This window comes from Burkholderia sp. ABCPW 14, from assembly GCF_001523835.1.
Taxonomy (GTDB): Bacteria; Pseudomonadota; Gammaproteobacteria; order Burkholderiales; family Burkholderiaceae; genus Burkholderia; species Burkholderia mayonis.
Genome location: NZ_LOVS01000047.1, coordinates 28,516 through 52,430, shown reverse-complemented (window position 1 = coordinate 52,430; position 23,915 = coordinate 28,516). Strand labels below are relative to the sequence as shown.

At 66.7% G+C, this 23,915-nt stretch carries 15 protein-coding genes and 4 pseudogenes; 6 read left to right on the top strand and 13 right to left on the bottom strand.

Features of this window, described 5'->3' with window-relative positions; all coding sequences use genetic code 11:
• Both WS62_RS06200 and WS62_RS06195 read right to left on the bottom strand, forming a co-directional pair.
• A partial coding sequence (locus WS62_RS06200; protein WP_231748211.1) for a hypothetical protein occupies window positions 1–304 on the bottom strand: 304 nt, incomplete at its 3' end.
• A 12-nt stretch (window positions 305–316) separates the two neighbouring features.
• The gene (locus WS62_RS06195) at window positions 317–1,489 is read right to left on the bottom strand and encodes a porin (RefSeq protein ID WP_066569034.1); all 1,173 of its coding nucleotides are present in this window, start codon (window positions 1,487–1,489) and stop codon (window positions 317–319) included.
• Window positions 1,490–2,712: 1,223 nt separating this feature from the next.
• Here WS62_RS06195 and WS62_RS06190 point away from each other — a divergent pair.
• The 3 genes and pseudogenes from WS62_RS06190 (at window position 2,713) to WS62_RS37300 (ending at window position 10,503) form a co-directional block, all read left to right on the top strand.
• Window positions 2,713–3,513, top strand: a complete 801-nt coding sequence (locus WS62_RS06190; RefSeq protein WP_066569031.1) for a 2OG-Fe dioxygenase family protein — start codon at window positions 2,713–2,715, stop codon at window positions 3,511–3,513.
• A 13-nt stretch (window positions 3,514–3,526) separates the two neighbouring features.
• A pseudogene (locus WS62_RS06185) lies at window positions 3,527–9,623 on the top strand (amino acid adenylation domain-containing protein); the annotation flags it as partial.
• A 556-nt stretch (window positions 9,624–10,179) separates the two neighbouring features.
• Window positions 10,180–10,503 (top strand): hypothetical protein, encoded by a 324-nt coding sequence (locus WS62_RS37300; RefSeq protein WP_066569028.1) that lies wholly within the window; start codon window positions 10,180–10,182, stop codon window positions 10,501–10,503.
• A 184-nt stretch (window positions 10,504–10,687) separates the two neighbouring features.
• Here the strand turns inward: WS62_RS37300 and WS62_RS36030 are convergent.
• The 5 genes and pseudogenes from WS62_RS36030 to WS62_RS36025 all read right to left on the bottom strand — a co-directional run.
• Window positions 10,688–10,762, bottom strand: a pseudogene (locus tag WS62_RS36030) (GNAT family N-acetyltransferase); the annotation flags it as partial.
• Between the two features lies 1 nt (window position 10,763).
• Window positions 10,764–12,125 carry a metallopeptidase TldD-related protein gene (locus WS62_RS06175; RefSeq protein WP_066569025.1) on the bottom strand — a complete coding sequence of 454 codons (1,362 nt, stop codon included), beginning with the start codon at window positions 12,123–12,125 and terminating at the stop codon, window positions 10,764–10,766.
• Window positions 12,125–13,558: a TldD/PmbA family protein gene (locus WS62_RS06170; RefSeq protein WP_066569020.1), complete on the bottom strand. Its 1,434-nt coding sequence runs from the start codon at window positions 13,556–13,558 to the stop codon at window positions 12,125–12,127. Before WS62_RS06170 ends, WS62_RS06175 begins: the two co-directional genes overlap by 1 nt.
• Window positions 13,551–13,836: pseudogene (locus WS62_RS06165) on the bottom strand (microcin ABC transporter ATP-binding protein); the annotation flags it as partial. The pseudogene WS62_RS06165 and the gene WS62_RS06170, both read right to left, overlap by 8 nt.
• A 60-nt stretch (window positions 13,837–13,896) precedes the next feature.
• Window positions 13,897–14,371: pseudogene (locus tag WS62_RS36025) on the bottom strand (ABC transporter substrate-binding protein); the annotation flags it as partial.
• On the opposite strand from WS62_RS36025, the gene WS62_RS32760 reads away from it, so the two are divergent.
• The 3 genes from WS62_RS32760 (at window position 14,337) to WS62_RS06145 (ending at window position 16,968) form a co-directional block, all read left to right on the top strand.
• Window positions 14,337–14,624 (top strand): hypothetical protein, encoded by a 288-nt coding sequence (locus tag WS62_RS32760; protein WP_197422774.1) that lies wholly within the window; start codon window positions 14,337–14,339, stop codon window positions 14,622–14,624. The pseudogene WS62_RS36025 and the gene WS62_RS32760 overlap by 35 nt on opposite strands.
• A 299-nt stretch (window positions 14,625–14,923) precedes the next feature.
• On the top strand, window positions 14,924–16,324 hold the full coding sequence (locus WS62_RS06150) for a cache domain-containing protein (RefSeq protein ID WP_066569009.1): 1,401 nt from the start codon (window positions 14,924–14,926) through the stop codon (window positions 16,322–16,324).
• Complete coding sequence (locus WS62_RS06145; protein WP_066569007.1) at window positions 16,321–16,968, top strand: response regulator; 648 nt, start codon at window positions 16,321–16,323, stop codon at window positions 16,966–16,968. The genes WS62_RS06150 and WS62_RS06145 overlap by 4 nt, the downstream gene beginning before the upstream one ends.
• Window positions 16,969–17,060: 92 nt before the next feature.
• On the opposite strand, the gene WS62_RS06140 is transcribed toward WS62_RS06145, so the two are convergent.
• From WS62_RS06140 to WS62_RS06110, 6 genes are all read right to left on the bottom strand, one after another.
• Window positions 17,061–17,657, bottom strand: coding sequence for an MlaC/ttg2D family ABC transporter substrate-binding protein (locus WS62_RS06140; RefSeq protein WP_066488057.1), 597 nt, complete (start codon window positions 17,655–17,657; stop codon window positions 17,061–17,063).
• Window positions 17,658–17,962: 305 nt separating this feature from the next.
• Entirely contained in the window at window positions 17,963–18,703 is a 741-nt protein-coding gene (locus tag WS62_RS06135; protein ID WP_066569005.1) for a TenA family transcriptional regulator, read from the bottom strand.
• 33 nt (window positions 18,704–18,736) lie between these two features.
• The gene (locus WS62_RS06130) at window positions 18,737–21,160 is read right to left on the bottom strand and encodes a putative bifunctional diguanylate cyclase/phosphodiesterase (RefSeq protein WP_066569003.1); all 2,424 of its coding nucleotides are present in this window, start codon (window positions 21,158–21,160) and stop codon (window positions 18,737–18,739) included.
• A gap of 331 nt (window positions 21,161–21,491) precedes the next feature.
• Window positions 21,492–22,598: a triacylglycerol lipase gene (locus WS62_RS06120; protein WP_066569000.1), complete on the bottom strand. Its 1,107-nt coding sequence runs from the start codon at window positions 22,596–22,598 to the stop codon at window positions 21,492–21,494.
• A 79-nt stretch (window positions 22,599–22,677) separates the two neighbouring features.
• The gene (locus WS62_RS06115; protein WP_066568997.1) at window positions 22,678–23,442 is read right to left on the bottom strand and encodes a 4'-phosphopantetheinyl transferase family protein; all 765 of its coding nucleotides are present in this window, start codon (window positions 23,440–23,442) and stop codon (window positions 22,678–22,680) included.
• Between the two features lie 71 nt (window positions 23,443–23,513).
• Window positions 23,514–23,912: a DUF4345 domain-containing protein gene (locus tag WS62_RS06110; RefSeq protein ID WP_066568995.1), complete on the bottom strand. Its 399-nt coding sequence runs from the start codon at window positions 23,910–23,912 to the stop codon at window positions 23,514–23,516.
• Window positions 23,913–23,915: the final 3 nt, after the last annotated feature.

Genomic DNA, 23,915 nt, shown 5'->3' with positions numbered 1-23,915 from the left:
GCGCATCGGCACGAGACCTCCGCTCGGCCACACGCGCTCGCGACGCCTCCCGCGCCTCACGGGCGCGAGGCGCTTCATCGGCTTCATCGGCTTCATCGGCTTCATCGGCTTCATCGGCTTCATCGGCTTCATCGGCTTCATCGGCTTCATCGGCTTCATCGGCTTCATCGGCTTCATCGACTTCATCGACTTCATCGGCTTCATCGACTTCATCGACTTCATCGATCCCGTCGATCCTTCGGTTCCGTCGACGACACAAAGCGGCGACGGCCGCGCTCAACACGCCGCGCCGTCCGTCGCGCATCGCCCACCCGGATCAGAACTTGTGCCGAATCCCGACGATCGCGAGCTCCTGCGAATCGGTGCCCGAGTTCGCGCCATATGAGCCGACGGACGCCTGCGCATCGATCACCGAGCCGTTCGCGCCGAGCGTGCGGCCGCTCGCCTTCTGGTAGCCGAACAGCGCGTACAGGTCGGTGCGCTTCGACAGCGCGTAGCCGGCGCCGAGATTCACCTGGTGATAGTGCGCGGAAGCCGGCCCCGTCAGCGACGTGTAGTTGTAGCCCAGGCCCGCGCGCAGCGCCGGCGAGAATTGGTAGTTGAAGAACGCGGAGCCGCTGTTGAACTTCGCGGTCTCGTTGAACGTCGACAGCGAATCGCGGCCGTATTGCGTGTTCGAGTACGCGAGGCCGAACGTCGCCGAGCCGAGCACGTATTGACCGCCGACGCGCACGATCTGAATCGACTTCGCGCTCGCGAAGCCCTGGTTGATCACCGTGTTGAACAGCGTATCCGAGCTGCCCGTCCACGTGCGCACGCCGTTCGCCGCGGTCGTGCCGCCGTCCGCATACAGATAGCCCGCGCCGAGCGACAACGGCCCGTTCGCGTAGCTGGCCGCGAAGCTGTACGTGCGGCCGCTGCCCGTCGCGCCCGCGACGCCGCCGAAGCCGTACAGCGCTGCGAACTGGAAGCCCGACAGCACCGGGCTCGTGTACTTCACCGCGTTGCTGACGCGCAGGCTGTTGTCGTAGTTGTCGAGATCGCCCGGCGTCGCGAACACCCCGCCGAAGTAGTTGTCCTCGGTGAGCCCCTGCACGAGATCGACGACCGGATCGTATTGGCGGCCGAGCGTCACGGTGCCCCACGTGTTGCTCGTCAGGCCGACGATCGCCTTCCGGCCGAACTCGCGGTTGCCGTTCTGCACGCCGGTGCCGAGATTGAAGCCGTTTTCGAGCTGGAACAGCGCGGCGAGGCCGCCGCCCAGGTCCTCGGTGCCCTTCAGGCCCCAGCGGCTGCCCGACAGATTGCCGCTGCTGAATTTCACGAGCGACGACTGATTGCGGCCGTCGGTTCCCTGGACGTTGTGCACGTATGCGATGCCCGCATCGACGATCCCGTACAGCGCGACGCTGCTTTGCGCATGAGCGCCGGCGGACAGCAGGAAGCCGGCCGGCACGGCGAGTGCCGCAAGACGCTTCGTTTGCTTCATGTGGTGGTGTTCCTCGTGGTCGACTTGTTGTTGGAATCGCTGAACGATACGGACAGGACGACGAATCGAAAACCAATTAATTCTGCGATGTTTATGATGTGCGGCCGGATCGCGCATGAACGAACGCATACGCGACAATGTCCGTTGCCAATGCGCTCGCCCGATTCGCCTCGCGCGACGCGCCGGGTGCCGGAACGATCGCGCGCTCGACGAAGCGCGGCCCGCGCGATCAATGCGTCGACCGATCGGTCGTGCGGCCGGATCGGACGCGCCAGCGTCGTCGATCGAGGTCGAGCCAACCGGCTCGACACTCGGCCGCAACGCGTGCATGCAAATACGGCCGATACGATACGTCGAGCGTCGTCGCGCCGCGCACGTCGCGAGCCCTTGCGACGACATGCGCACTGCAGCGCACCAGCCGAATGCGAAACGCAATCGACGTGCCTGACGGATCCCGAGAAGATCGACCGGCAGCCAAGACAACGTCATTCACACGATGATCGTGTTCTTGCGGCTCATCGTCCGATGACGGCACCGGAGTCGCTTTTACACGAGCCACCCGTACCGATCGGCGCCACGACAACGCGGCCTTGAAATGCGGAGATCGGAGAAATCGGCACCGGATTTGATGCGCAGCCGGAGAAGCCAATTAATGCCCGTATAGCGCATCAATCAGAAAGCCATACGGCGAAGCCGTTTCCATGACGAATTATCATAAAAGACGGCTGTCTCAGCCATCCTAGAAGAAGCCGCTTAAACCATCGCCACCACACCCCATTCAGCCTTATGCCTCAAGGAACACGGCGGAACGTTAATTACTTTATTCTCTAATTAATCTTGGCTCCACTTTTCTTTTTGACACAACAAAATCACAATTTGATTACATCCCCCTTAAAAATTCGTTAGACAGCCCCAAGAATCCTATGGTTAAATTCAACCGACTCGCCTGGTGCCGATCTATCCGATTGAATTTATCCGGATCACGCCATTCAGGCGAATAACCCATATAACAATAAATTCTGGCAAAAGTGCCTCCAACATTCCTTCGAAAACAACAATAAATTCCAAGGTGTCAGATGTGATGCGGGAAGGCATCCTGCGGCAGGCGGATTTGCAACGTCCGCTCATTTGATTGGGACTTCGATAGGTACTTAGTAATGCTAATCGATGAACGAAATCTACCGGAAACAGCTGATTTTACACATGGGAGCATTCGAGGGAAGTTGCAAAAGCAGGGTTGGGCGAGATTCGACGCCGCCGATCTCGACTATGTCGAAGCGGAATCACGCTGCGTTGCGCGGCTCCGTCGATACGCCGATCAACTGCCCGTCGATCGCTACGGCGGAGCGGGACGGCACCGCAGTTACGCCGAGGGCATTCTCATGCCGCGCGCCGGTCACATCGACTGGAAGCCGGGCTTCGTCGGAGTCGACGGTGCGATCGAGCTCGAATATCACCAGGAAGCCGGCTTCCAGCCCGAGTACGGCGGTGTACACCGCCGCTTCCTGCGAACGAGCGACAGCATTCTCGCGCTGCCGCTGATCCGCCGGCTCATCCGATTCGACCTCGCGCTCACGCCGTTGAGCGAGATCGACGAACCGCTCCTGTGCGGCCTGCACGTGCTCCGGATGCGGGCCCTGCCGGGCATCACGTCGAGAATCACGCCGGACTGCCTGCATCAGGACGGCCAGCCGTTCACCGCCGTGCATCTGATCGACCGCACGGACGCGATCGGCGGCGTGAACTACATCGCGCCGCCGCAATACGCAGGCCGCCAGGTGGACGACGTGCCGGACGATCGGCTCCATGCGTTCTCGCTTTACGCGCCGCTCGAGAGCTACATCATCGACGACGAAGCCGTCAGCCATCACGTGACATCGATCTCGTGCGCACCCCGCGCGCCATGCGGAATCCGCACCGTCATTCTCATCGACTTCACGCCGCTCAGCGCCGTCGTCCACGCGTCGTCGGACGCCGCCCCTCCGACCGATCCGATGTCCAATCTGGAGTCCGTTCGTGACTAATCGCTCAACCCGATTGCAATCCCTCGAAAACGTCGAGCGCGCCGCCGCGGATTCCGAACACGGCGCCTTCACGCTCGCCCCCACGGCGGCGCAGCGGCGTCTGTGGTTCGTGACGAACGGCGACGTCCGCTCGGCGACGTACAACATCGCGGCATCGTTTCGAATCCGAGGCCTTCTGGACGAAGACGCGCTCGGCCGCGCGTTCGTCTTCATCGCAAACCGGCATCCGATTCTCGCTTCCCGTTTCCGCACGGCGGACGGCGAACTCGTCATCGAAGCGCGTCCCGCGAGCGCCCTGCTTCAATCGGCCGATCTGAGCGAACTCGCTCCCGATGCGCAATCGGCCGCCGTCCGGCGGCACGAGCGCGAGCTGGCCGCACACGTCTTCGATCTCGAGCGCGAAGCGCCGCTGCGCGCGACGCTGCTGCGTACCGGCGACGATCGCCACGTCCTGATCGTCACCATCCATCACATGGCGATCGATGCGTGGTCGCTGGATCTCTTCTACCGTGAACTCGGCGATGCGTATCGCGCATTGCGCGACGGCCGCGAGCCGGCACTCGCCGCGGTGCGATATTCGACCGCCGCTGACGCGGCCGAATCCCCTGTCGACGCCGAATCCAGGGACGACGGACGCGAATACTGGCAGCGTCAGCTGGAAGGCATTCCGAACCTGCACAAGCTGCCGACCGACCGGCCGCGACCGCCGCAGCAACGCGGCGCGGGCGCCGTCTCGAGGCATGCGTTCGATCCCGCGATCGCGGCAGGCATTGCCCGCCTCTGCCGCACGGCGAGCGTCACGCCGTACACGGTCGGCATCGCGGCATTCGCCGCGCTGCTCCACCGATATTCGAACGAAACCGACATCGTCATCGGCAGTCCGTTTGCGAATCGCGCGACCGAGGAACAGCAGCGGCAGATCGGCTTCTTCATCAATCTGGTGCCGCTGCGCTTCGACTTCAGCGGTGCGCCGAGCTTCCTCGAGCTGCTGGCGCAAACACAAACCACGACGCTCGATGCGTTCGAGCACATCGGCTTGTCGTTCGACGAGATCGTTGACGTCGTGCAGCCGCCGCGCTCGCTGAGCCACGCGCCGGTCTTTCAGGTCATGTTCGACTATCTGAAGGGCTCGTCGCATGCGCTGTCGCTTGCGGGGACCGAGGTCGACGGCGCGCTGATCCACAACGGCACGACGAAGTACGATCTGACGCTTTCGCTCGAGGAAATCGACGATGAGTGGATCGGCTTCCTCGAATACGACACGGACCTGTACGACGCGTCGACGATCGCGCGACTCGCCGGCCACCTCGACCAATTGCTGCGCTCCGTGCTCGACGCGCCGAACGAGCCGGTGATGAAAGGCTCGCTGCTGAGCGCCGACGAACTCGCCGACATCCTGCGGCTCGCCAAGCCCGGCGAGCCGCTTGTGTCCGACGGCTTCTCGCCGATTCCTCGGCGCATTCGCGAGGCCGCGCGGCGCACGCCGGACGCCGAGGCCGTCGTCTATCGCGATGCGCGGCTCACGTATGCCGAGCTCGACCGGCTATCCGATCGCATCGCGGCGCGGCTGCGCGCGCGCGGCGTGACGCCGGGCAGCCGCGTCGCATGCTTCGTTTCGTACTCGCACCATATCCCGGTCGCGTTCGTCGCGGTCCTGAAAGCCGGGGGCGTCTATCTTCCGGTCGGGCCGAACGATCCGCGCTTTCGCGACAAGTTCGACGACGCGCAGCCGCGCGCGATCGTCACCACGGAGCACGACCGCACGCTGCTCGACAGCGACCTCGCCGCGCTCGCGCTCGCCGTCGACGACGATGCCGACGAGGCATCGGACGCGCCGCCGTTCGAGATTCCGGCATTGCATGAAGACGATCCCGCCTACGTGATCTATACGTCGGGCTCCACCGGAAAACCGAAGGGCGTCGAAGTCTCGCACGGCAACCTGAACCTGTCGTATCACGCGTGGCGTCAAGCCTACCGCTTCGACCAGCCCGGCCATCCGGTGGCGCTGCAGCTCGCGGGCCCGACGTTCGATCTATGCATCGGCGACCTGAGCCGAACGCTCGGCTCAGGCGGCAAGCTCATCATGTGCCCGCGCGACTGGCTGCTCGACGCAACGAAAGTGCATGCGCTGATCGAGCGCGAGCGTGTCACGTTCGGCGATTTTCCGCCCGTCGTGCTGCGCGAGCTGATCCGCTACTGTCACGATCGCGACGTGCGTCTCGATGGCTTCGCGGCGCTTGTCTGCGGCGCAGACGTGTGGTTCGGCCACGAGTTGCAGGCGGTGCAAGCGCTATGCGCGCCGCATGCGCGCGTGCTGGGCTCGTACGGCGTGACCGAAGCGACGATCGACAGCTCCGTGTTCGATCCGGCCGAGCACGATCTGGCGCCCGGCAGCGTCGTGCCGATCGGCCGGCCGCTGGCGAGCTGCGAACTCTACGTCGCCGATTCGCGGCTGCAGCTCACGCCGATCGGCGTGCCGGGCGAATTGCTGATCGCCGGGCCCACCGTCTCGCAACGCTATCTGAACAACACCGAGCTCACGCGCGAGAAGTTCATATCCGGCGTATTTGACGCACGCGGCTGTCTCGTGCAGACGCCTGGCGAGACGCGCTTCTACCGCACGGGCGACGTGTGCCGAATGCTGGCGGACGGCACGATCGAATTTCTCGGGCGGCGCGATCATCAAGTCAAGATTCGCGGGTTCCGCGTCGAGCTCGGCGAGATCGAAAGCACGCTGGCGGCGCATCCGGACGTACGCCAATGCGCGCTCACGACGAAGAACGAGCAATTCGACGACGCCATGCTCGTGGCGTACGTCGTCACCGACGCGCCGACCGCCGCGCTCTATCGCTTTCTCCGTGAACGCCTGCCTGCCCACATGCTGCCGACCGCGATCGAGCGGCTGCCGGAATTGCCGCTGACGGCAAGCGGCAAGATCGACCGCAAGCGATTGCAGGCACTGGAAGTGTCGCCGCTCGGCGGCAGCCAGGCCGAGCCGAGCACCGACACCGAGCGCCGCGTGCTCGAGCTTTGGCGAGCCGCACTGCCCGCGCCCGTGACGGGCGTCGACGAGAATTTCTTCTTCTGCGGCGGGCATTCGCTGATCGCCGCGCGACTGATTTCGCGCATCAACGACGCATTCGGCGTGCGTCTCGGCGTCGCGGCGTTGTTCAAGCATCCGACCGTCGCGGAAATCGCGGAGCGTGTCGACGACGAGCGGCGCGCACTGGCCGAGGCGGGCCGCGCGCCGGACGCGTCCCCCGGCGCCGCCGATGCGCCGGCGCGCGAATCGGTCTCCGGGCGGGACAGCGATCCTCGGCGGCTTTCGTTCGCTCAGAACAGTCTGTGGTTCGCAGCGAAGCGGCAGCCGCAGGATTTCACATACAACATACCGATGGTCTGGCGCCTCGACGGCGCGCCGGATCGCGACGCGCTCGCGTGCGCGCTCGACGACGTCGTGCGCCGCCATCCCGCGCTGCGCACGACGTTCTCCGCGAACCTGCTGCCGTTGGTCGCCGAATCCGGCGACGTCTCGCTCGAGCCGGTGCAGACCGTCGCCGATGGCGTGCAGGCGGCGCTTCGCATCGTGAACGTCGCCGACGACGAAACGTTGTTCCGCCTGCTGCGTGACGAAGAAACCGCGCCGTTCGACCTGACGACGGGCCCGCTCGTGCGCGCCGCCCTCTTCGTGCGCGACGATCGTCACCACCTGCTTTGCGTGACCGTCCATCACATCGTGTTCGACGGACCGTCGCTCAGCATCTTCTGGCGCAACCTGCAGGCAGCTTACAACGCCCGTGCACGCGGCGAAGCCTTCGAACTGGCGCCGCCCGGCGCGACGTATGCGGACTTCGTCGCGCGGCAGCGCGCGCAGGCGAATCATCCCGCGCTCGACCGGCAACTGTCGCACTGGCGCGAGCGCCTGCGCGATCTGCCGCCGGCGCTCCAAATTCCAGCCGGCGCGATGGCGCAAACGCAGCCAGGCCCGTCGAGCTTCGAGATTCCCGCACCGCTCGCGGCGCGGATCGAGCAGACGTCGCGGCAGCTCAGCTGCACGCCGCTGATGTTCTACCTGAGCCTGTTCGCGCAGGCGCTGCGCGACGAAACGGGCGACGACGATCTCGCCATCGGCATCCCGACTTCGCTGCGTCCGACCGACGCGTTCGACTCGGTGATCGGCTTCTTCACGAACACGCTGCCGTTGCGCGTGCGCTTCGACGGCGCCGGAACGTTCCGTGAACTGCTCGACCACGTGAAGCACACCTGCCTCGACGTGTTCGAACACCGCGAGGTTCCGTTTGAGCGCCTGGTTCAGGCGCTCAATCCGCCGCGTTCGGCGAAACGCAATCCGATTTTCCAGGTGCTGTTCTCCTACGATCTGGACGAAGTCGCCTCGCTCGATCTCGAAGGCGTACGCGCGACGCTCCATCCGCTCGAAACCTATGTCGCGAAGCTCGATCTCGAGTGCGCAGTCGCGCGGCAGGGCGACGCCGTGTTCTGCCATCTGATATCGCGGCCGGGCTCGTTCGACGACTCGTCGCTCGAACGCATGCGCGAGCGCTTTCTCGCGCTCGCGGCCTGCGCGTCGGCCGATGTCGACGTCCGCGCCGAGACAGTCGCGAACGGCCGTGCAACGCCTACGATCGCCAACGGCGACCGCGCCGACCTCCATGCGCTGTTCGCCGCGCGCGTCGCGGACAGCAGCGAGCGCATCGCGATCGAATCGGGCGATCTCGTCCTGACGTATCGGGAACTCGACGCGTTGTCGGCCGCAACCGCCGCCTCGCTACGCCGCGTCGGCGTGCGCAGCGGCGACCGCGTCGGCATCTGCATGGGCCGCCATCCGTACGCCGTCGCCGCGATGCTCGCGATCGCTCGCGTCGGCGCCGCGTTCGTGCCGCTCGATCCGGAACACAAGCCCCAGTGGAACCAGTACATCGCGAACGACGCCGCGCTACGCGCGATCGTCAGCCGCGACGAGCTCGTCGACAAAGTAACGCACCTGAGCCTGCCGCTCGTCGACATCGATATCGTCGACGCCGATCCGCCCGCCGATGCGGCGACGCTCGACGCCGCCGTCGCGTCCGACGGCGCCGCCTACGTCATCTATACGTCCGGCTCGACGGGCATGCCAAAGGGCGTCGCCGTCCCGCATCGAAGCGTGTGCCACAACGTGCTCGCGATGCGCGACGCATTGGGCATCACGCATCGCTCACGCATCGCACAGTATTCGTCGCCGATCTTCGACGCCGTGCTCGGCGAGATTTTTCCGGCGCTCGCAGCGGGTGCGGCGGTCGTCTTCGGCGAACGCAGGCGGCTGCTGCCCGGCAACGACCTCGTCGATTGGCTCGCGCAGCGGCAAATCACGCACCTGTGGATCGTGCCGTCCGCGCTCGCGCTCGTGCCGCACGCGCCGTTGCCCGCGCTCGAGGCGATCGTCGTCGCTGGCGAGGCGTGTCCGCGCGAAGTCGCGCAGCGCTGGGCGGCCGGACGACGCCTCTTCAACGGCTATGGTCCGACGGAGTGCGCGATCGTCGTCTCGATGGCCGAATACTGGGCCGAACGCGAACGCCTCGTGCTGCGCCCGCTCGGCGGCGCGCGATTTTACGTGCTCGACGACTCGCTCGATGCAACGCGCGACGGCGCGGCCGGCGAGCTGTTCGTCGGTGGCGTCTGCGTATCGCAAGGCTATCTCGGCAAGCCGGCCCGCACGGCATCGGCGTTCGTCGCCGATCCGTTCGCCGCGCATCCGGGAGCGCGGATGTATCGCACCGGCGACGTCGTCAGGCGGCTCGACGACGGCAGCGTCCAGTTCATCGGCCGCGCCGACCGCCAGGTGAAGATCCGCGGCTTCCGGATCGAGCTCGACGCTGTCCGCGCCGCGCTGATGGAAGCGCCGGGCGTGCGCGCAGCCGAAGCGCTCGTTCATGCCGATGCGCGCGGCCAGCTGGAACTCGTCGGCTACGTCGTCGGCTCGGGCGACCGGGACGCACTCGTCGACGCGCTGCGCGGCAAGATACCCGACGTGATGATTCCGTCCGCGTTCGTCTTCCTCGATCGCTTGCCGACGGGACGCACCGGCAAGGTGGACCTGCAGGCGCTGAAAACCTTTTTCATCGTGTCCGGAAGCGGCGTGCTCCGGCCTCGTGACGATCGCAGCGAGGCCGATCGGGGCGATTGCATGGCGAGAACGGATTGCGCCGAACCCAGCGCGCCGAGCGTATGAAGGAATTGACGTCGTTTCATTCGAGCACGTCCTATTGTCGTTATGCCGACGCGCGAGCGGGGCGGGCGGCGACGATCGTCGCACGCCGTCGAGCGCACGCGCCGGTGGAGCGTAGGCGAACGGCGATCGATGCGCACGCAACGATTGCCTGACGAGCGAAGCGACGCCGCCGTCTCGTCTCATCTCATCTCATCTCGTCTCATCTCGTCTCATCTCGTCTCATCTCGTCTCATCTCGTCTCATCTCGTCTCTTTTCGTCTCGCTGCGCCGCTCGCAGTGAACTTCCGCGACGAATCGCGATCCCTGTATCTCACGCCGTCGCCGCGCGACGGCGCATGCGCGTGGGCCGCGAACGGCCGGCCGGCTTCGGCGACGATGCCGGCCGCGTCCGCCCGCGGCCCGCGCCCGACCATCGAAGCCATTGTTTTTAGAAGGACGCCATGAAGAAGATTCTCGCTGTCATCGCTTTTCTCGCTGTCGTCGGCTGGCTCGCCGCGACGACGACCATCCTGCTCGCCCCGACCGCGCAGCCGGGCACCGAAGCCTGGTTCGACGCGATCGACAAGCAATTCAACATCACCGACGGCGGCGGGCACGGCCCCGATCCGGGCAGCAGCGAATGGCTCGGCGCGGTCGAGCGCAAAGCGAAGCTGCCCGAAAACGACGGTCTGACCGAGCAGCAGCGCTGCGAGGCGATCCAGCGCGAGCTCGCGCATCGCACGTACATCGTGAACCAGCGTCTCGGCCTGAAGTTCGCACTCTGATCACGCCGCGGGCGCGCGCAGCACCCACGCGCGCGTCCACTCTTTCAGATCCGGCAGACCGCGGATCGCGCTCAGCAAGTCTTCAAGCGGGCCAGCGCCGCTGCGTCGGCGTGCTTCATCGATGTCTCCGGGTTGGCGCAATCGTCGTTCGAATCGTCTGCATCGGCATGCGCGCGCGCCGTGAGCGCGATGCGAACGGCGGCGCGTCGGCGAGCCGCGCCATGTGCAGCATGTCGCCCCGTTCGCCGTCGCGGATCGCGCTACAGCGTCAGCTCGAACGACCGCGCGAGCAGCCCCGGCAACTTCGCGCCGCCCGTCGCGCGCTCGCCCCACGACTGATCGTTCAGCAGCAGTTCCGGCTCTGCGCCGAGCTGCTCGAGCTCATCGCCGAACAGCCGGTACAGGCTGTCGTCGAAGCGCATCGCGTCGACAGGCGCGACGATCCTGCCGCCTTCGACCCAGAACGTCGCGAAGCGCGTCATGCCGGTCATCCGGCAATTCATCTTGTCCGAGAAATTCAGATACCAGAGATTGCCGACGTACAGGCCGGTGCCGAGCGCCGCGAGCACGTCGGCATCGGCGAGCGCGCCGCCCGCGATCGACAGCGTCTCCGGCACTTCATATGCGGTCGCGCCGTTCGGATTCAGGCCGTGCTCGCGCGCGGTGCGCGCGCTGACGAGCTGCCCGGCGCTGCGCCCCTCGACGACGAGCGGCACGCTGTCGCGCCGATAGCCGTCCGCGTTGAACGCCGGAGCGACGCCGAGCGAGAAGTCCTCGGCGATCGTCACGCGCGGATCGAGCGCCGCTTCGCCCGCGTGCAGCCGATGCAGGCTGCTGCGCGCGCTCGCGTTCGCACGCGCGGAAAAACCGTCCCAGCCGAGCAGGCTCACGATCTCCTGCACCGCGGCGGGCGCGAGATACGCGCGATAGCGGCCCGGCGCGAGCGCCTTCGGCGTGCGGCCGAGCACCGGCAGCCGCGCGGCGGCCGCTTCGATCTTGTGCGCGAGCGCCGCGTCGCTCCAGGCGTCGCCCGCATAGACGGTCTTGATCGCGCGGCCGCTCGGGTCGTACAGCGACCAGCTGAAGTCGAAATTCTCGACCTCGTGCCAGCCGCGGCTGCCCGTCGACGAAGCAAAGCCGCGCACGAGCGCGCCGCCCGCGTAGAAGCCGACGAAATCGAGCCCGCGCGCGGCGTCCGCGACGAGTCGCGCGAGCGCGTCCGGGTCCGGCAGGCGTCCGGTGCGGCGGGTCGACTGCTGCCACGACGACGTGTCGAACAACAGATGCGGATCGTCCGGCGCGTCGCGCAGGCCGTCGCGCAGCGTCGCGAGCGCAGCCGCGAGCTCGGGCAGATCCGTGGCCGGATCGCCGCACACGGTCTGCGTGACGGACGCCTGCCGCGCGCCGCCAACGAGCCGCACGCCGAGCTTGCCCTGCAGCACGCGCCCGGTCTGGCGGATCTTGCCCGCGTTGAAACGGATGAAATCGGACGTCTCGCCGGCGAACCACAGCAGCACCGCCTCGCCCGGCTGCTTGAGCCGCTCGGCTTCGTCCGCGAGCCGCGCGAAATGCGCGTGCCAATCGATCGGGGCGGCGTGCCCCGGCTTCATGAAGTCGGTCATCACGCGCCTCCGAACACGTCGACGTCGGCGAACACGCACGCGGGAGACGCGTGGCCGACGCGGATGATCTGCGCGGGCTCGCCCTTGCCGCAGTACGGCGTGCCATACACGCCGAACGTGCTCGCGTCGCCGACCGCGCGCAGGCTGCGCCAGAAGCTCGCGGAGATGCCGCGATAGTTCGGCTGCTTGACGACGTGCGTCAGCTTGCCGTTCTCGATCAGTTGCCCGAACTCGCAGCCGAACTGGAATTTGTTGCGATGATCGTCGATCGACCACGACGTGTTCGTGCGCATCAGGATGCCGTGCTCGATGCCGGCGACGAGTTCGCCGAACGACTGCGAGCCGGGCTCGACGTTCAGGTTCGCCATCCGGTCAATCGGCGGCCGGTTCCAGCTCGACGCGCGCGCGTTCGCGACGCCCGGCAAGCCCGCGCGCGCCTGCGACAGCGCGCCGCCGAGCGGCCGCTCGAGCACGCCGTCGCGGATCAGGTACTGCTTGCGCGCGGCGCTGCCGTCGTCGTCGAACGCGTACGACGCCGCCTCGCCGCGCAGCGCGGGATCGAACGTGACGTTCAAGAGCGGCGAGCCGTATCGATACGAGCCGAACATCTCCGGCTTCACGAAGCTCCAGCCGGCGAAGTTGCGCTCGTCGCCGAGAATCCGGTCGAGTTCGAGCGGATGGCCGATCGATTCGTGGATCTGCAGCATCATCTGGTCCGGCATCAGCAGCAGGTCGCGGCGGCCGGACGGGCAGTTCGGCGCGGCGAGCAATTGCAGCGCCTCGTCCGCGATCCGCACGCCCGCGCCGTCGAAGCCATAGCGCGCGAGCACGTCGAGACCGCCCTGCGCGAGCGTGCCGGCGTTGCCGAGCGTGCGCACCTGCGTGTCGCCGTCCGCATGCGCGACCACGCTCAACTGCGGCATCACGTGGCGAAAGCGCTGGTCGATCCGCACGCCGTCGCTCGTCACGTAGAGTTGATCGGTCTGCACGAGCATCACGCCCGCGGTGCGCTCGACGATCCGCGCATCGACGGCCGCCGCCGCGCATTCGTGCGCGAGGCGCTCGATCCATTCGGCGCGGGCCGGCAGCGCGTCGTCCGCGTGCGGCGACACGTAGCTGCCGCTCGCGTCCGGCCGCGCGACCGCGCGATGGTCGATCAGCGACAGCGCGGCGCTCGCCTTCGCGCGCGCGGTGGCCGCATCGAGCGCCGCCTGCAGGCCGGCGGCCGACAGATCGGCCGTCGCCGCGTAGCCGGCGCCCGCGCCGGACCACGCGATCAGCATCGCGCCGCGATCGCGCACGCTCGCGAGCGGCTGCGCGACGTCGTTGCGCACTGCGTGTTCGTCGATCCGTTCGTCGACGACGCGCAGCGACCAGAACCCGGCGTCGCTGCGCAACTGTCGGGCGGCCTGCGCCCAGCGTTCGTCAATCATCTGCTCTCTCTCGCGGACTGCGCCTCGGCGTCAGCATCGACGACGCCAGCAGCGATTGCGTATACGGGTGCGACGGTGCGTCCAGCACGTCCAGCGTGGCCCGCCTCGACCACGCGCCCTTCCTTCATCACGATCACCCGATGGGCCATCGCCCGCATCACCGCCAGGTCGTGCGTGATGAACAAGTAGCTGAGTTTGTACTTTTTTTGCAGATTCGTCAGCAGATTCAGCACCTGCTTCTGGATCGATACGTCGAGCGCGCGCGTCGGCTCGCCGGCGAGCGTCGGCACCATCAGCAGCAATCGTCTGAGAATGTATGCAAGCATCGTCGCTCCCCGCTACGCGGCCGGGCCCGGCTTCGACGCCGGCGCCGGGCCGGCTGCGGGCTTCTTCCGGTACCAGTAGTCGATGATCCAGTCCTCGTATTGATAGGACGCCGGAATGACGGACGGATGCCCGTACGTCGTCTTGTAGGCGATCCACGCGTTCGGCAGGTAGTACTGCGGCACGAGGATGTACAGGTTGATCAGCACGCGCGCGCGTCGCCGTTTGCGGACCGTCGAGCGTGTCCGCCGCGAGCGCCGCGCGGATCAGCGCGTCGACTGCCTTCGAACGCACGCCCGGATCGTTCTCCGAACCGATCTCCGATGCCGCCGCGCTGCCGAAGCGGCGCACGAGCTCCGCGCCGGGAATCTTGACGGGCGGAAAGATCAGCGTCGTCATGTCGTACTGGAAGTTCTCGAGGCGCTTCTGATACAGCGCGCTGTCGATCTCGTGCATGTGCGCCTGGACGCCCAGCATCCCGAGCATTTGGGGCACTGCAATTTCGAGATTACGTCTCCGGCGCATCTCCACATTTTCAAAATCCCTGGAGCGTTCGCAACTTCTTGGTCTGTTTCGCTTCTATCTTTGGCTTGCATCTCTAATTAGCTGCGCGAAGATCGAAGTCGTCGCGAGCATGATGTCGCGTGTTCAAATCGGAATCTCGGCGGCATTGCTGAATCGCGGGATCGCGGGATCGCTCGTCACGTCGCAGGCGGAATTCGCGATCGCCGCCGTGGCGTGAACATCGCGGCATCACGCCACGTCACGCTTCACATCATCCGTATCCCGCGTCTCGCGCTTGAAACGCGAACCGGCGTGCTCGCCGAACACGCATCTCGTCGCATCAGCCACACGAGTGGAGAACGTCGGACGACGGCACCGTTTCAGACATGCCCGCCGAACATTCGTCACGCGCAAGCCGCGTGCCGTCAAGTCGACTCGGCGATTCTTCCGCTAGAATGCGCTCGGCGGGACGCGCAGCATCGAACGACAACCACAAGCTGCCCGCCGGCATGAGCCAATCCCGGCGATGGAACCCAGATGAGACTGAAATTCAAGATCTTCCTGCTCGCGATCGTCCCCTTCCTCGTGACGATCGCGGCGATCGGCCTCGGCGTGCGCCAGCAGGCGACCGTGCTCGCGCGCACGCAGCACGCGACGATCGAGGCCGCGTATCTGTCGAGCAAGGAAATCGAGCTCAAGCATTACGTCGACCTCGCGACGAGCGCGGTCGCGCCGCTGTACGAGGCGGGCCGCGACAACGCGCGCGACGACGCGCTGCTGCGCCAGCAGGCGCTCGCGATGCTGCAGAAGATGGAGTTCGGCCCCGACGGCTACTTCTTCGTCTATGACCTGCACGGCAATTCGCTGATGCATCCGCGCGAGCCCGAACGGGTCGGACACAATTATTGGACGCTGCGCGATCCGCGAGGCTCGCTGACGATTCAGCAACTGATTGCGGCCGCGTCGCGCGGCGGCGGCTACGTGCGCTACGTGTGGCAGCGTCCGTCGACGGGCAAGCTCGCGCCGAAGCTCGGCTACGTCGTCTCGCTGCCGCGCTGGGGCTGGATGGTAGGCACCGGCATCTATCTCGACGACGTCGACACCGCGCTCGCACGGATCGACGAACGCGCATCGGCCAACATCGAGCGCACGATGACATGGCTCAGCACGATCGCGCTTGCGGGCGCCGCGGTGATCGCACTGTGTGCGCTCGTGCTGAATGTCAGCGAGTCGCGCAGTGCGGATGCGAAGCTCAAACGCCTCGCGCAGCAGGTCGTCGAATCGCAGGAGCAGGAGCGCGCGCGTCTCGCGCGCGAGCTGCACGACGGCATCAGCCAGATGATGGTGTCGGCGAAGCTGATGTTCGAATCGGCGCTCGAACGCTTCACGCGCTTGCCGGCGCGCGAGAACGCGGCGGAAGCCGCGCTGTCGAAAGGCATCGCGCGGCTCGGCGACACGCTGCGCGAAGTGCGCCGCATCTCGCACGCGCTGCGCCCGACGATGCTCGACGACCTCGGCCTCGCGGCCGCGCTCGAGCAACTGGTGCGCGAGCTCGGCGCGGAGACGGGCGTCGAGCTCGGCTTCACGCAGATCGATCACAGCGGCGCGCCGCCGCTGCCCGCGCCTGTGAAGACCGCGCTCTTCCGCATCGCGCAGGAAGCGCTGACGAACATCCTGCGCCATGCGCACGCGACGCGTGCGGCCGTCGCGCTCGACATGTCGTCGCGCGAAGTCGCGCTGACGATCGCCGACAACGGCCGCGGCTTCGACGCCGTGCGCGCACAGGCGGACGCGCGCGGCGGCGTCGGCCTGCGCAACATGCGCGAGCGGCTCGACGCACTCGGCGGCACGCTCGCGATCAGCTCGCAAGTCGGACACACGGTCGTCGCCGCGCGCGTGCCGTTGTCCGGCGCCGCCTCCACCGGAACCACGCGATGACCACTGTCTCTCCCACGCTCCGCACCGCGCGCCTCTTGCTCGTCGACGATCATCCGCTCGTGCGCGACGGCCTCAAGATGCGTCTCGAAGCGGCGCCCGGCCTCGCCGTGGTCGGCGAAGCGGGCAATGCCGACGAAGCGCTCACGCTCGCCGAATCGCTCGAACCCGATCTCGCGCTGATGGACATCGGCATGCAGGGAATGAACGGGATCGCGCTCGCGGGCGTCTTTCACGACCGCTTCCCGGCAATCCGCGTGCTGATGCTGTCGATGCACGACAACATCGAATACGTGACGCAGGCCGTGCGCGCGGGCGCGAGCGGCTATCTGCTGAAGGATTCGCCCGCGACCGAGATCGTTCGCGCGATCGGCGCGGTGCTCGCCGGGCAGACGTTCTTCAGCGAGGGCCTTGCCGCGCGGATGATTCATGCAAGCGCGGAAGCGTCGCCGCTCGATCGGCTCACGCCGCGCGAGCGCGACATCCTCGATGCGCTCGCACAAGGGCTGTCGAGCAAGCAGATCGCGCAGCGGAACGGTCTGTCGGTGCGCACGGTCGAGACGCATCGGCTGAATCTCAAGCGCAAGCTCGACATCGAGGGCCAGGCCGAGCTGATCAAGTTCGCGGTCGAGCATCGCAGGCGCTGAGCGTCAGGCGCCGCGCGCAAGCGCGAGCAACGCAGCAAAAAAGGGCGCCGCGGCGCCCTTTTGCGTGACGAATGCCGGAACGGCCGGCGCACTCAGTTCGTGCGCGCGTTGTGCTTCGTCAGGAATGCGATCAGACCGTCGATGCCGCCCTGCGTGAGCTGCGCCTTGAACTGGCCCTGGTAGACCTGAATCAGCCACGCGCCCGACATGTCGATGTCGTAGATCTTCCAGTCGTTGCCGACTTTGCCGAGCCGGTAGCCGACCGACTGGCTGTCGCCCGGCGTCGTCACCGTCGAGCGCACGAGCGCGTCGGTGCCGCCCGCGCCCGCCGCCTTGAACGAGAACTTCGCGTCCTGGCTGCCGAGCTGCGCGAGCGATGCCGCATACGTGCGCGTCATCAGAATCCGGAACTGCTTGTACAGCTCTTGCTGTTGCTGCGGCGTCGCCTGCGTCCACGCGTCGCCGACGGCGATGCGCGTCGTGCGCTCGAAGTTCGTCGCGGGCAGGAAGCGCGCTTCGACGATCTGCGTGATCTTCGCCATGTCGCCGCCGCGCGCGGCGGGGTCCGCCTTCATCGCGCCGACGGTGCCCTCGACGGCGTTCTTGACCACCTCGACAGGCGCGGTTTGAGCGAATGCCGAAACGGACACGACGGCCGCGGCCACAAAAGCAAACAGATGACGTTTCATGCGTGTATCGAACCTGGAAGGGAAGAAGCCGGACGCGGCACGGCGCCGGCGCAGACGGGACAGTATACCGAGCTTGGCGCGCTCGCGCGGCGCCGTGACGGTCTGTTACCGAATAGGCAAAATATTTACGATGCGGCTGGCGATGCGGCGCATATCGCCGTCGAGGGCACCGCCGACGCGCGCGAACGTGCATGCGTGCGCGGCCGATCGACGCATGCCGTCGCGACCCGCTCGCGACGCGCGCTCGCCTCGCCGTCGCCGGCCGAGCTTTCCGGCGCCCGCCGCCAGACGACGACGCGCGGCGCTCACGCGTCGAGGCAGCAAGACAGGCTCATCTCGAAATATCGGAAGCTGCGCTCGATGCCGGCCGCGACGTCGCGCACCTGCTCGGTGCTCGGCGATTGGCCGAGGATCGTCGCGACGATGTCGAGCGCTTCCCACGGATGCTTGTCGTCGTAGCTCGAATGCAGCTTCAGCCAGCGCATCGCGCGGCCGCGCACGTTCTCGGCGAAGCCACGCTCGTAGACGTCCGAGCGGCACAGGTCCGCGCTCCATTCGCCCGTCACGCCTTCGATCGCATAGTTGGTCGCCGCGATGCTCGCCGCGAGCGAATCCGCGCTGCTGCTCTTCCAGCACCAGTGGCTGAGCGCGAGCGCGGCGGGCGGACTGTCGCCGTCGATCAACTGCCGGCGCGGCACGCCGCTCGCTTCCGCCCAGTTGACCCAATGCTCGACGTGATTCAGCTCCACGCGGACGTTGCGGATCAGGTAGCGGCGCGCCTTCTCGTCGCCCGACGAGCTCGGCCCGTTCGCCTTCAGCAGGTTCATCGACATGTACTTCGGAAACTGCTCGACGACGGGCCAGCCGTTCACGAAGAACGCGGCCAGTTGCCGCGGCGCGAGGCGGCCGTCGCGCATCAACGAGAAGACTTCGTGGAAGCGCACCCGATCGCGCGCTTCTCGCACCGCGCCGACCACGTCCTGTAGCCAGTGTGGATAGCTCCCGATATCCATCAAATCGCCGTCGCGTTCAAAAGGGATATGCAATTTCCTCTCCTTAGATAAAGTCATCGAACCACATCAATAGCCGCCTTCGCGCCAAGGCGAAGGCTTGGCAAAGAAATATCCCTGGCAGAAGTCGATGCCGAGCTCGCGCAGCATGCCGAGTTCGACGTCGGATTCGACATGCTCGGCGACGGTGCTGCAACACATCGAGTGCGCGACTTCGTTGATCGCGCTGACGACGCCGTAGCTCACCCGGTCCGACATCATGTTCGACACGAACTCGCCGTCGATCTTCAGGTAATCGATCGGCAAGTTGCGCAGATAGCGGAACGACGACATGCCCGCGCCGAAATCGTCCAGCGCGAAGCGACAACCGATCGCGCGCAGCTCGCTCATGAAGCGCGATGCGAGCTCAAGATTCTTCACGGCGATCGTTTCGGTGATCTCGAAGCAGATCACCGAAGGCTCGAGACCGGAGCTCAGCAGCTCGGCGATCACGAATTCGAGAAAGCGCTCGTCGGAGATCGACGCCCCCGACAGGTTCACGTTGTACTCGTGGTACTCGCGCGTCCGCAGCGCGCTCAGCTTGTGGAACACCGTGCGGATCACCCAGCGGTCGATGAGCCCCATCAGCCCGTAGCGCTCGGCGGCCGGCAGGAACGCGGCGGGCGAGATGTCGCGGCCCGCGCCGTCCATCATCCGCAGCAGCACTTCCGCGCGCTCGGGGGTCTGCGAGTCGGGGCGCGTGTGGACGATCGGCTGCACGAACAGGCGGAAGCCGTCGGTTTCGAGCGCGGTCTTGATTCGCCGGCTCCACTGCACGTCGCCGACGTGGCGCGCCTGCTGCAGGTCGCTCGGATCTGCGAGCTGAATGCGGTTGCGGCCGCGCTCCTTCGCGATGTAGCACGCGATGTCGGCGAGCTTGACGGCCATCTCGAGATTGTGCGGCGCCTTGCAGAGCTCGAGCACGCCGATGCTGACACTGACCGTGAAGCGCTCGCCTTCCCACAGGAACACGAAATCCTCGAGGCTGCGGCGCAGCCGCTCGGCCTTGTTCTTCGACGGCCACGAGCCCGCGCCGTGCGGCAGCAGCACGCCGAACTCGTCGCCGCCGAGCCGCGCGAGCACGTCTTCGTCGTCGAGACAGCTCTGGAAGCGCTGCGTGACTTCGCGCAGCATCGCGTCGCCCGCCGCGTGGCCGCACGTATCGTTGATCTCCTTGAAGCGATCGAGATCGAGCATCAGCAGCATCGAGTCCGCGCGATCCTTGCCGGATGCCGCATCGGCGAGCGCGAGTTCGAGACGGCGCTCGAACTCGACGCGGTTCACGAGACCCGTCAGCACGTCGTGCGTGGCCTGCCAGGCGAGGCTTTCGAGGAACTGCTGCTCGCGCGTCATGTTGCGCAGGATCAGCACGTAGCCGATGTGGCCGTGCACGCGGTCGCCCATCTCGGAAATAGTTGTCTGCACAACGATCTTCGAATGATCGCGGCGCAGCAGATGCACCTCGCGCTTGATCGGCGTGCGCACGTCGCGCGCCCAGAATTCGTCGACGATGTCGACCGCGAGCCCCGTCTCCTTGTCGAGCAGCATCAGCACGCTCGACACGGGCGCGCCGACGCACGCGGCCGCCGAATAGCCGAGCAGTTGCTCGGCCGCGTTGTTGATGAAGTCGACGTTTTTCGCGAGCCCGACGGTGATCACCGCCTCCGCGACCGAACTCAGCGCGGCCTCGGCGAACGCCTCGCTGCGGTCGAGCGCGTACTGGATCGACAGCCGTTGCAGCGCGGCCTTGCGCGCCCAGACGAGCGCGAGATACATCAGGAACATCGATGCGGCGAAATAGCAGACGAGCAGCAGCGCGACGCTCGAGCGGAATTCGTCGCTGAACGCCTTCGAGAAGCGGTCGGGCAGCCCGGACACGCGCTCGTTGATGTCCCACGCGCGATGCTCGAGCGCTTTCACGCGCGGATCGTCGCGATGGCCGCTGCTGACGAGCGCGTGCAGCTGGCTCGCGACGTTGCGGAATTCCGCCAGCTCGACGTCCGCCTGCATCCAGCACTGCAGCGCATAGTTGATCTTCGCGACCCAGCTGAGCGCGGGCAGCAGCCACGCGGCCGCCGTCGCGTCGGTCGGATCGATGCCGCTCGCGATGATCGCCTCGCGCGCGGTCGCGCGATCGGGCGGCTTGCGCTGCAGCGCGGTGCGTGCGAGGCTCAGGCGATACGGCTTGTCGATCGCGGCCTCGTAGAGCTGGTACGCATGCTCGTCGCCCGTCTCCGCGTAGCGGATCAGATAGATGACCGCGTCCTTCTGCGACTTCGACCACGTGCTCTCGCCGCCGATGTAGACCCGCAGGAAGGACACCACCGTAAGACTCACGATCACGACGCACACGAGCACCGACACCATCAGCAGGATCGGCCATACGTCGAGCGCCGGCCTCAGTTCGGCCGTCTGGCCACTCCCGTCATTCAAGCCGAGCGCCTGTTCGCGCATGCTGGAAGTCCCGTTCATCATCCACCTTGCCTCAGCCCCGCCGCCGCGCCGCCTCGTCGCGACGGTCTCGTATTCCCCCGGCGCGCGCAAACGCCGGAAACAAACCGGCGGCGACCCGTTGCCGGTCCGCCGCCAGATGCTCGAAACGTGGCCTGTCCCGCTGTTCCTTGCGGACGCCTTGCGTAAACTAGCCGTCTTGCGCGCATTCGTCTGCTCGTCCCGTTACATATGAAGCGTTTGCACGAATGCACGTGCGCCGCCGCCCGCGCAAGCGGCCGCGCAATCGCCGGATAATCATACGATGCGCGGCGCGCCGCCGCTTAACCTTCTTTCACACACCCTGCATTTTCAAGCGGTTCGCATGCGTGCGCAGCACCGCGACCGGATCGGCCGCGTACGCGCCGCGAATGCCGAGCAGCTGGTTGATCTCGTCGAAGTGGTTCCACTTGTAGTCGGTCGAAATCACTGTTCCGTACAGCGAACTGCAGGTCGACGTGAAGCCGTCGTTCGGCCCCGCCTGCTTGAGCGCCATGATGTTGCCGGCCGTCAGGAACACGAGCGTCGACGGATCGAGCACGTTCGCCGGATCGACGACCGGGATCGTGCTCTTGTCGACGGCGCCCGTCGTGAGGCCGAACACCGTGATCGGCTGGTACGCGCTGCCGCTCCACGAATACAGCAAGTGCACGTTGCCGGCGACCGTCTCGCTCGGCGCACCCGGCGCGCACGCGCCCGGCGCGCCCAGGCCCGCGCTCGGGAACTGGTCGTCGAACTGCGTCGCGTACGGCGTGCTGAGCGCGTTCAGCGCGGCGATCGCGTCCTGATTCGTGTTGTGCGTGTGGCTCGTCAGGATCCCGAAAATATTCAGCAGCTTGCCGAAGATCGGCGTCGCAAGGCCGGTCGGATCGAGCTTCAGCGCGCCGAGCACGAAGTCGGCGAACTGCGAGCCGCGATGCGGCGTCGCGATCGTCGTCACCGATGCGACGAGATCCGGCGCGACCGCCGCGACGTAGCGCGACGACAGTCCGCCCTGGCTGTGGCCGATCAGGTTGACCTTCTGCGCGCCGGTGACGGCGAGCACTTGCTTCACGTACGCGAGCAGCTGCTCGCCGCGCCCGTTCGGGCCGATGTCGCTCTGGAATCCCGATAGATCGGCGATGAACACGGTCGCGCCGTGCTGCTGCAGATCGGACTGCATGCCATACCAGTACGGCAGGATTCCGAAGTAGTCGTCGGTGCCCGTGAGGCCATGGACGAGGATGATCGGATAGCGCGTCGCCGCGTAGTCGTCGACCGCGCCCGCTGCGGTATCCGCATGCACGGCCGGCGGCGCGGCGAGCGCGCAAAACACGGCGACGATCCCGGCCGCCCACGCTCTCCCCAGTTTTTTCCTCGCGACGCGCGCCGCCGCGGCGACGCATTCGAACATCGAATTCATTGTTGAAATCCCCTATTTCAAGCCACACCTGAACGATGCCGCACGCCCGTTCGCCGCAGTCGCGGCGCCGGGCGGCAGCTCACCACCCCAAACAGAATCCGTGCATGTCGGCGCCGCGATCCTCCATCGCGACCGCGGCGCGCCATGCCGTGCCGAGCGCGACGTCGGCGACTGCCCAGCGCACACCGTCGCTCGCGCATTCGTCTCGCGCGGCGGGCAGCGCGGGCCACGGCATCTCCAGCTCGCGCGGATCGCGCCGCAGGCCCGTGCCGTGCGCCTTCAGCAGCGCCTCCTTGCGCGTCCAAAGCTGCAGCAGCAGCCGGTGGCGCGCGCAGGCCGGCGTTTGCGCGAACAGGTCACGCTCGCGTTCGCCGAGGCTGGCGGCCGCGAGCGCATCGACGTCGATCTTTCGATCGAGCGATTCGAGATCGCAACCGACCCGCTTCTTCGCGATCGCCACCAGCACCGCGCCGCTCCCGTGGCTCACGCTGAATTCGACATCGCGGCCGAACAGCACTGGCTTGCCGCCCGGCTCGACGTCGAACACGAGCCGCGCCGGATCGACGCTCAGGTACTCGCCGAGCACGACCCGCAACATCGCGCGCGCAAACACGAACAGCTCGCGATGCGCGCCGTATTTGAGCCGCGCGGCGCGCTCGTGCTCGCTGAGCGACAGGCAATCGCGCTTCAGGTACGACCCCGCCTCGTCGGCGCGTGCGCGCCACACGTGCACCTCGCCTCGCATCAACCGCTCCGTCAGCGCAGCCGACGGCCTCGCGACGCTGAACCGCAGCGCCGACATGTCGTCGTGCAACGTCGCGTGCGCCAATTCTTCCACCATCATTCGTCAGTCAACCTAAGTGTTTCAAACGCGCGCCGGCTGGACCGGCCGCGCCTCCCGCCCCGCCTCGTCCGTCAGCCCGCCGTCGCCGCGACGCGGCTCTGCCACCAGACGAACAGCGGCGCACCGGCGATCTCGAGTACGGTAAAGCCGATGAACGGCGGCAACGGTGCGCCGAGCGACACGAGCGAGATCAGCCGGCCGATTCCGCCGACGAAGATCATCGTCCACAGCGCGCGGAACAGCACGCCGTTGCGCTCGATGTTCGGGATCGTGTAGAACGCGCCGAGTCCAAGCCCGAACCAGACGCCCGCGTAGAAACGCAGATTGCTGTCGAGCGTCGCGTCGGCGGGCAGCGCGACGCCGAGCGACGCGTACAGCGGATCGTGGATGCCCATCATGCCGAGCGCGCCGGTGACGACCGGCACGGCCGCGAGAATCGCGGTGGCGATTTGCAGAATGCGTTTGCTCATCGT

Excerpts from the sequence above, each read along its gene's own strand:
- WS62_RS06120 (WP_066569000.1), bottom strand. The coding sequence starts at position 22,598 with ATGAATTCGATGTTCGAATGCGTCGCCGCGGCGGCGCGCGTCGCGAGG.
- WS62_RS32760 (WP_197422774.1), top strand. The coding sequence starts at position 14,337 with ATGTGCGCCTGGACGCCCAGCATCCCGAGCATTTGGGGCACTGCAATT.
- WS62_RS06145 (WP_066569007.1), top strand. The coding sequence starts at position 16,321 with ATGACCACTGTCTCTCCCACGCTCCGCACCGCGCGCCTCTTGCTCGTC.
- WS62_RS06150 (WP_066569009.1), top strand. The coding sequence starts at position 14,924 with ATGAGACTGAAATTCAAGATCTTCCTGCTCGCGATCGTCCCCTTCCTC.
- WS62_RS06115 (WP_066568997.1), bottom strand. The coding sequence starts at position 23,442 with ATGATGGTGGAAGAATTGGCGCACGCGACGTTGCACGACGACATGTCG.
- WS62_RS37300 (WP_066569028.1), top strand. The coding sequence starts at position 10,180 with ATGAAGAAGATTCTCGCTGTCATCGCTTTTCTCGCTGTCGTCGGCTGG.
- WS62_RS06140 (WP_066488057.1), bottom strand. The coding sequence starts at position 17,657 with ATGAAACGTCATCTGTTTGCTTTTGTGGCCGCGGCCGTCGTGTCCGTT.
- WS62_RS06195 (WP_066569034.1), bottom strand. The coding sequence starts at position 1,489 with ATGAAGCAAACGAAGCGTCTTGCGGCACTCGCCGTGCCGGCCGGCTTC.
- WS62_RS06175 (WP_066569025.1), bottom strand. The coding sequence starts at position 12,125 with ATGACCGACTTCATGAAGCCGGGGCACGCCGCCCCGATCGATTGGCAC.
- WS62_RS06110 (WP_066568995.1), bottom strand. The coding sequence starts at position 23,912 with ATGAGCAAACGCATTCTGCAAATCGCCACCGCGATTCTCGCGGCCGTG.
- WS62_RS06130 (WP_066569003.1), bottom strand. The coding sequence starts at position 21,160 with ATGCGCGAACAGGCGCTCGGCTTGAATGACGGGAGTGGCCAGACGGCC.
- WS62_RS06170 (WP_066569020.1), bottom strand. The coding sequence starts at position 13,558 with ATGATTGACGAACGCTGGGCGCAGGCCGCCCGACAGTTGCGCAGCGAC.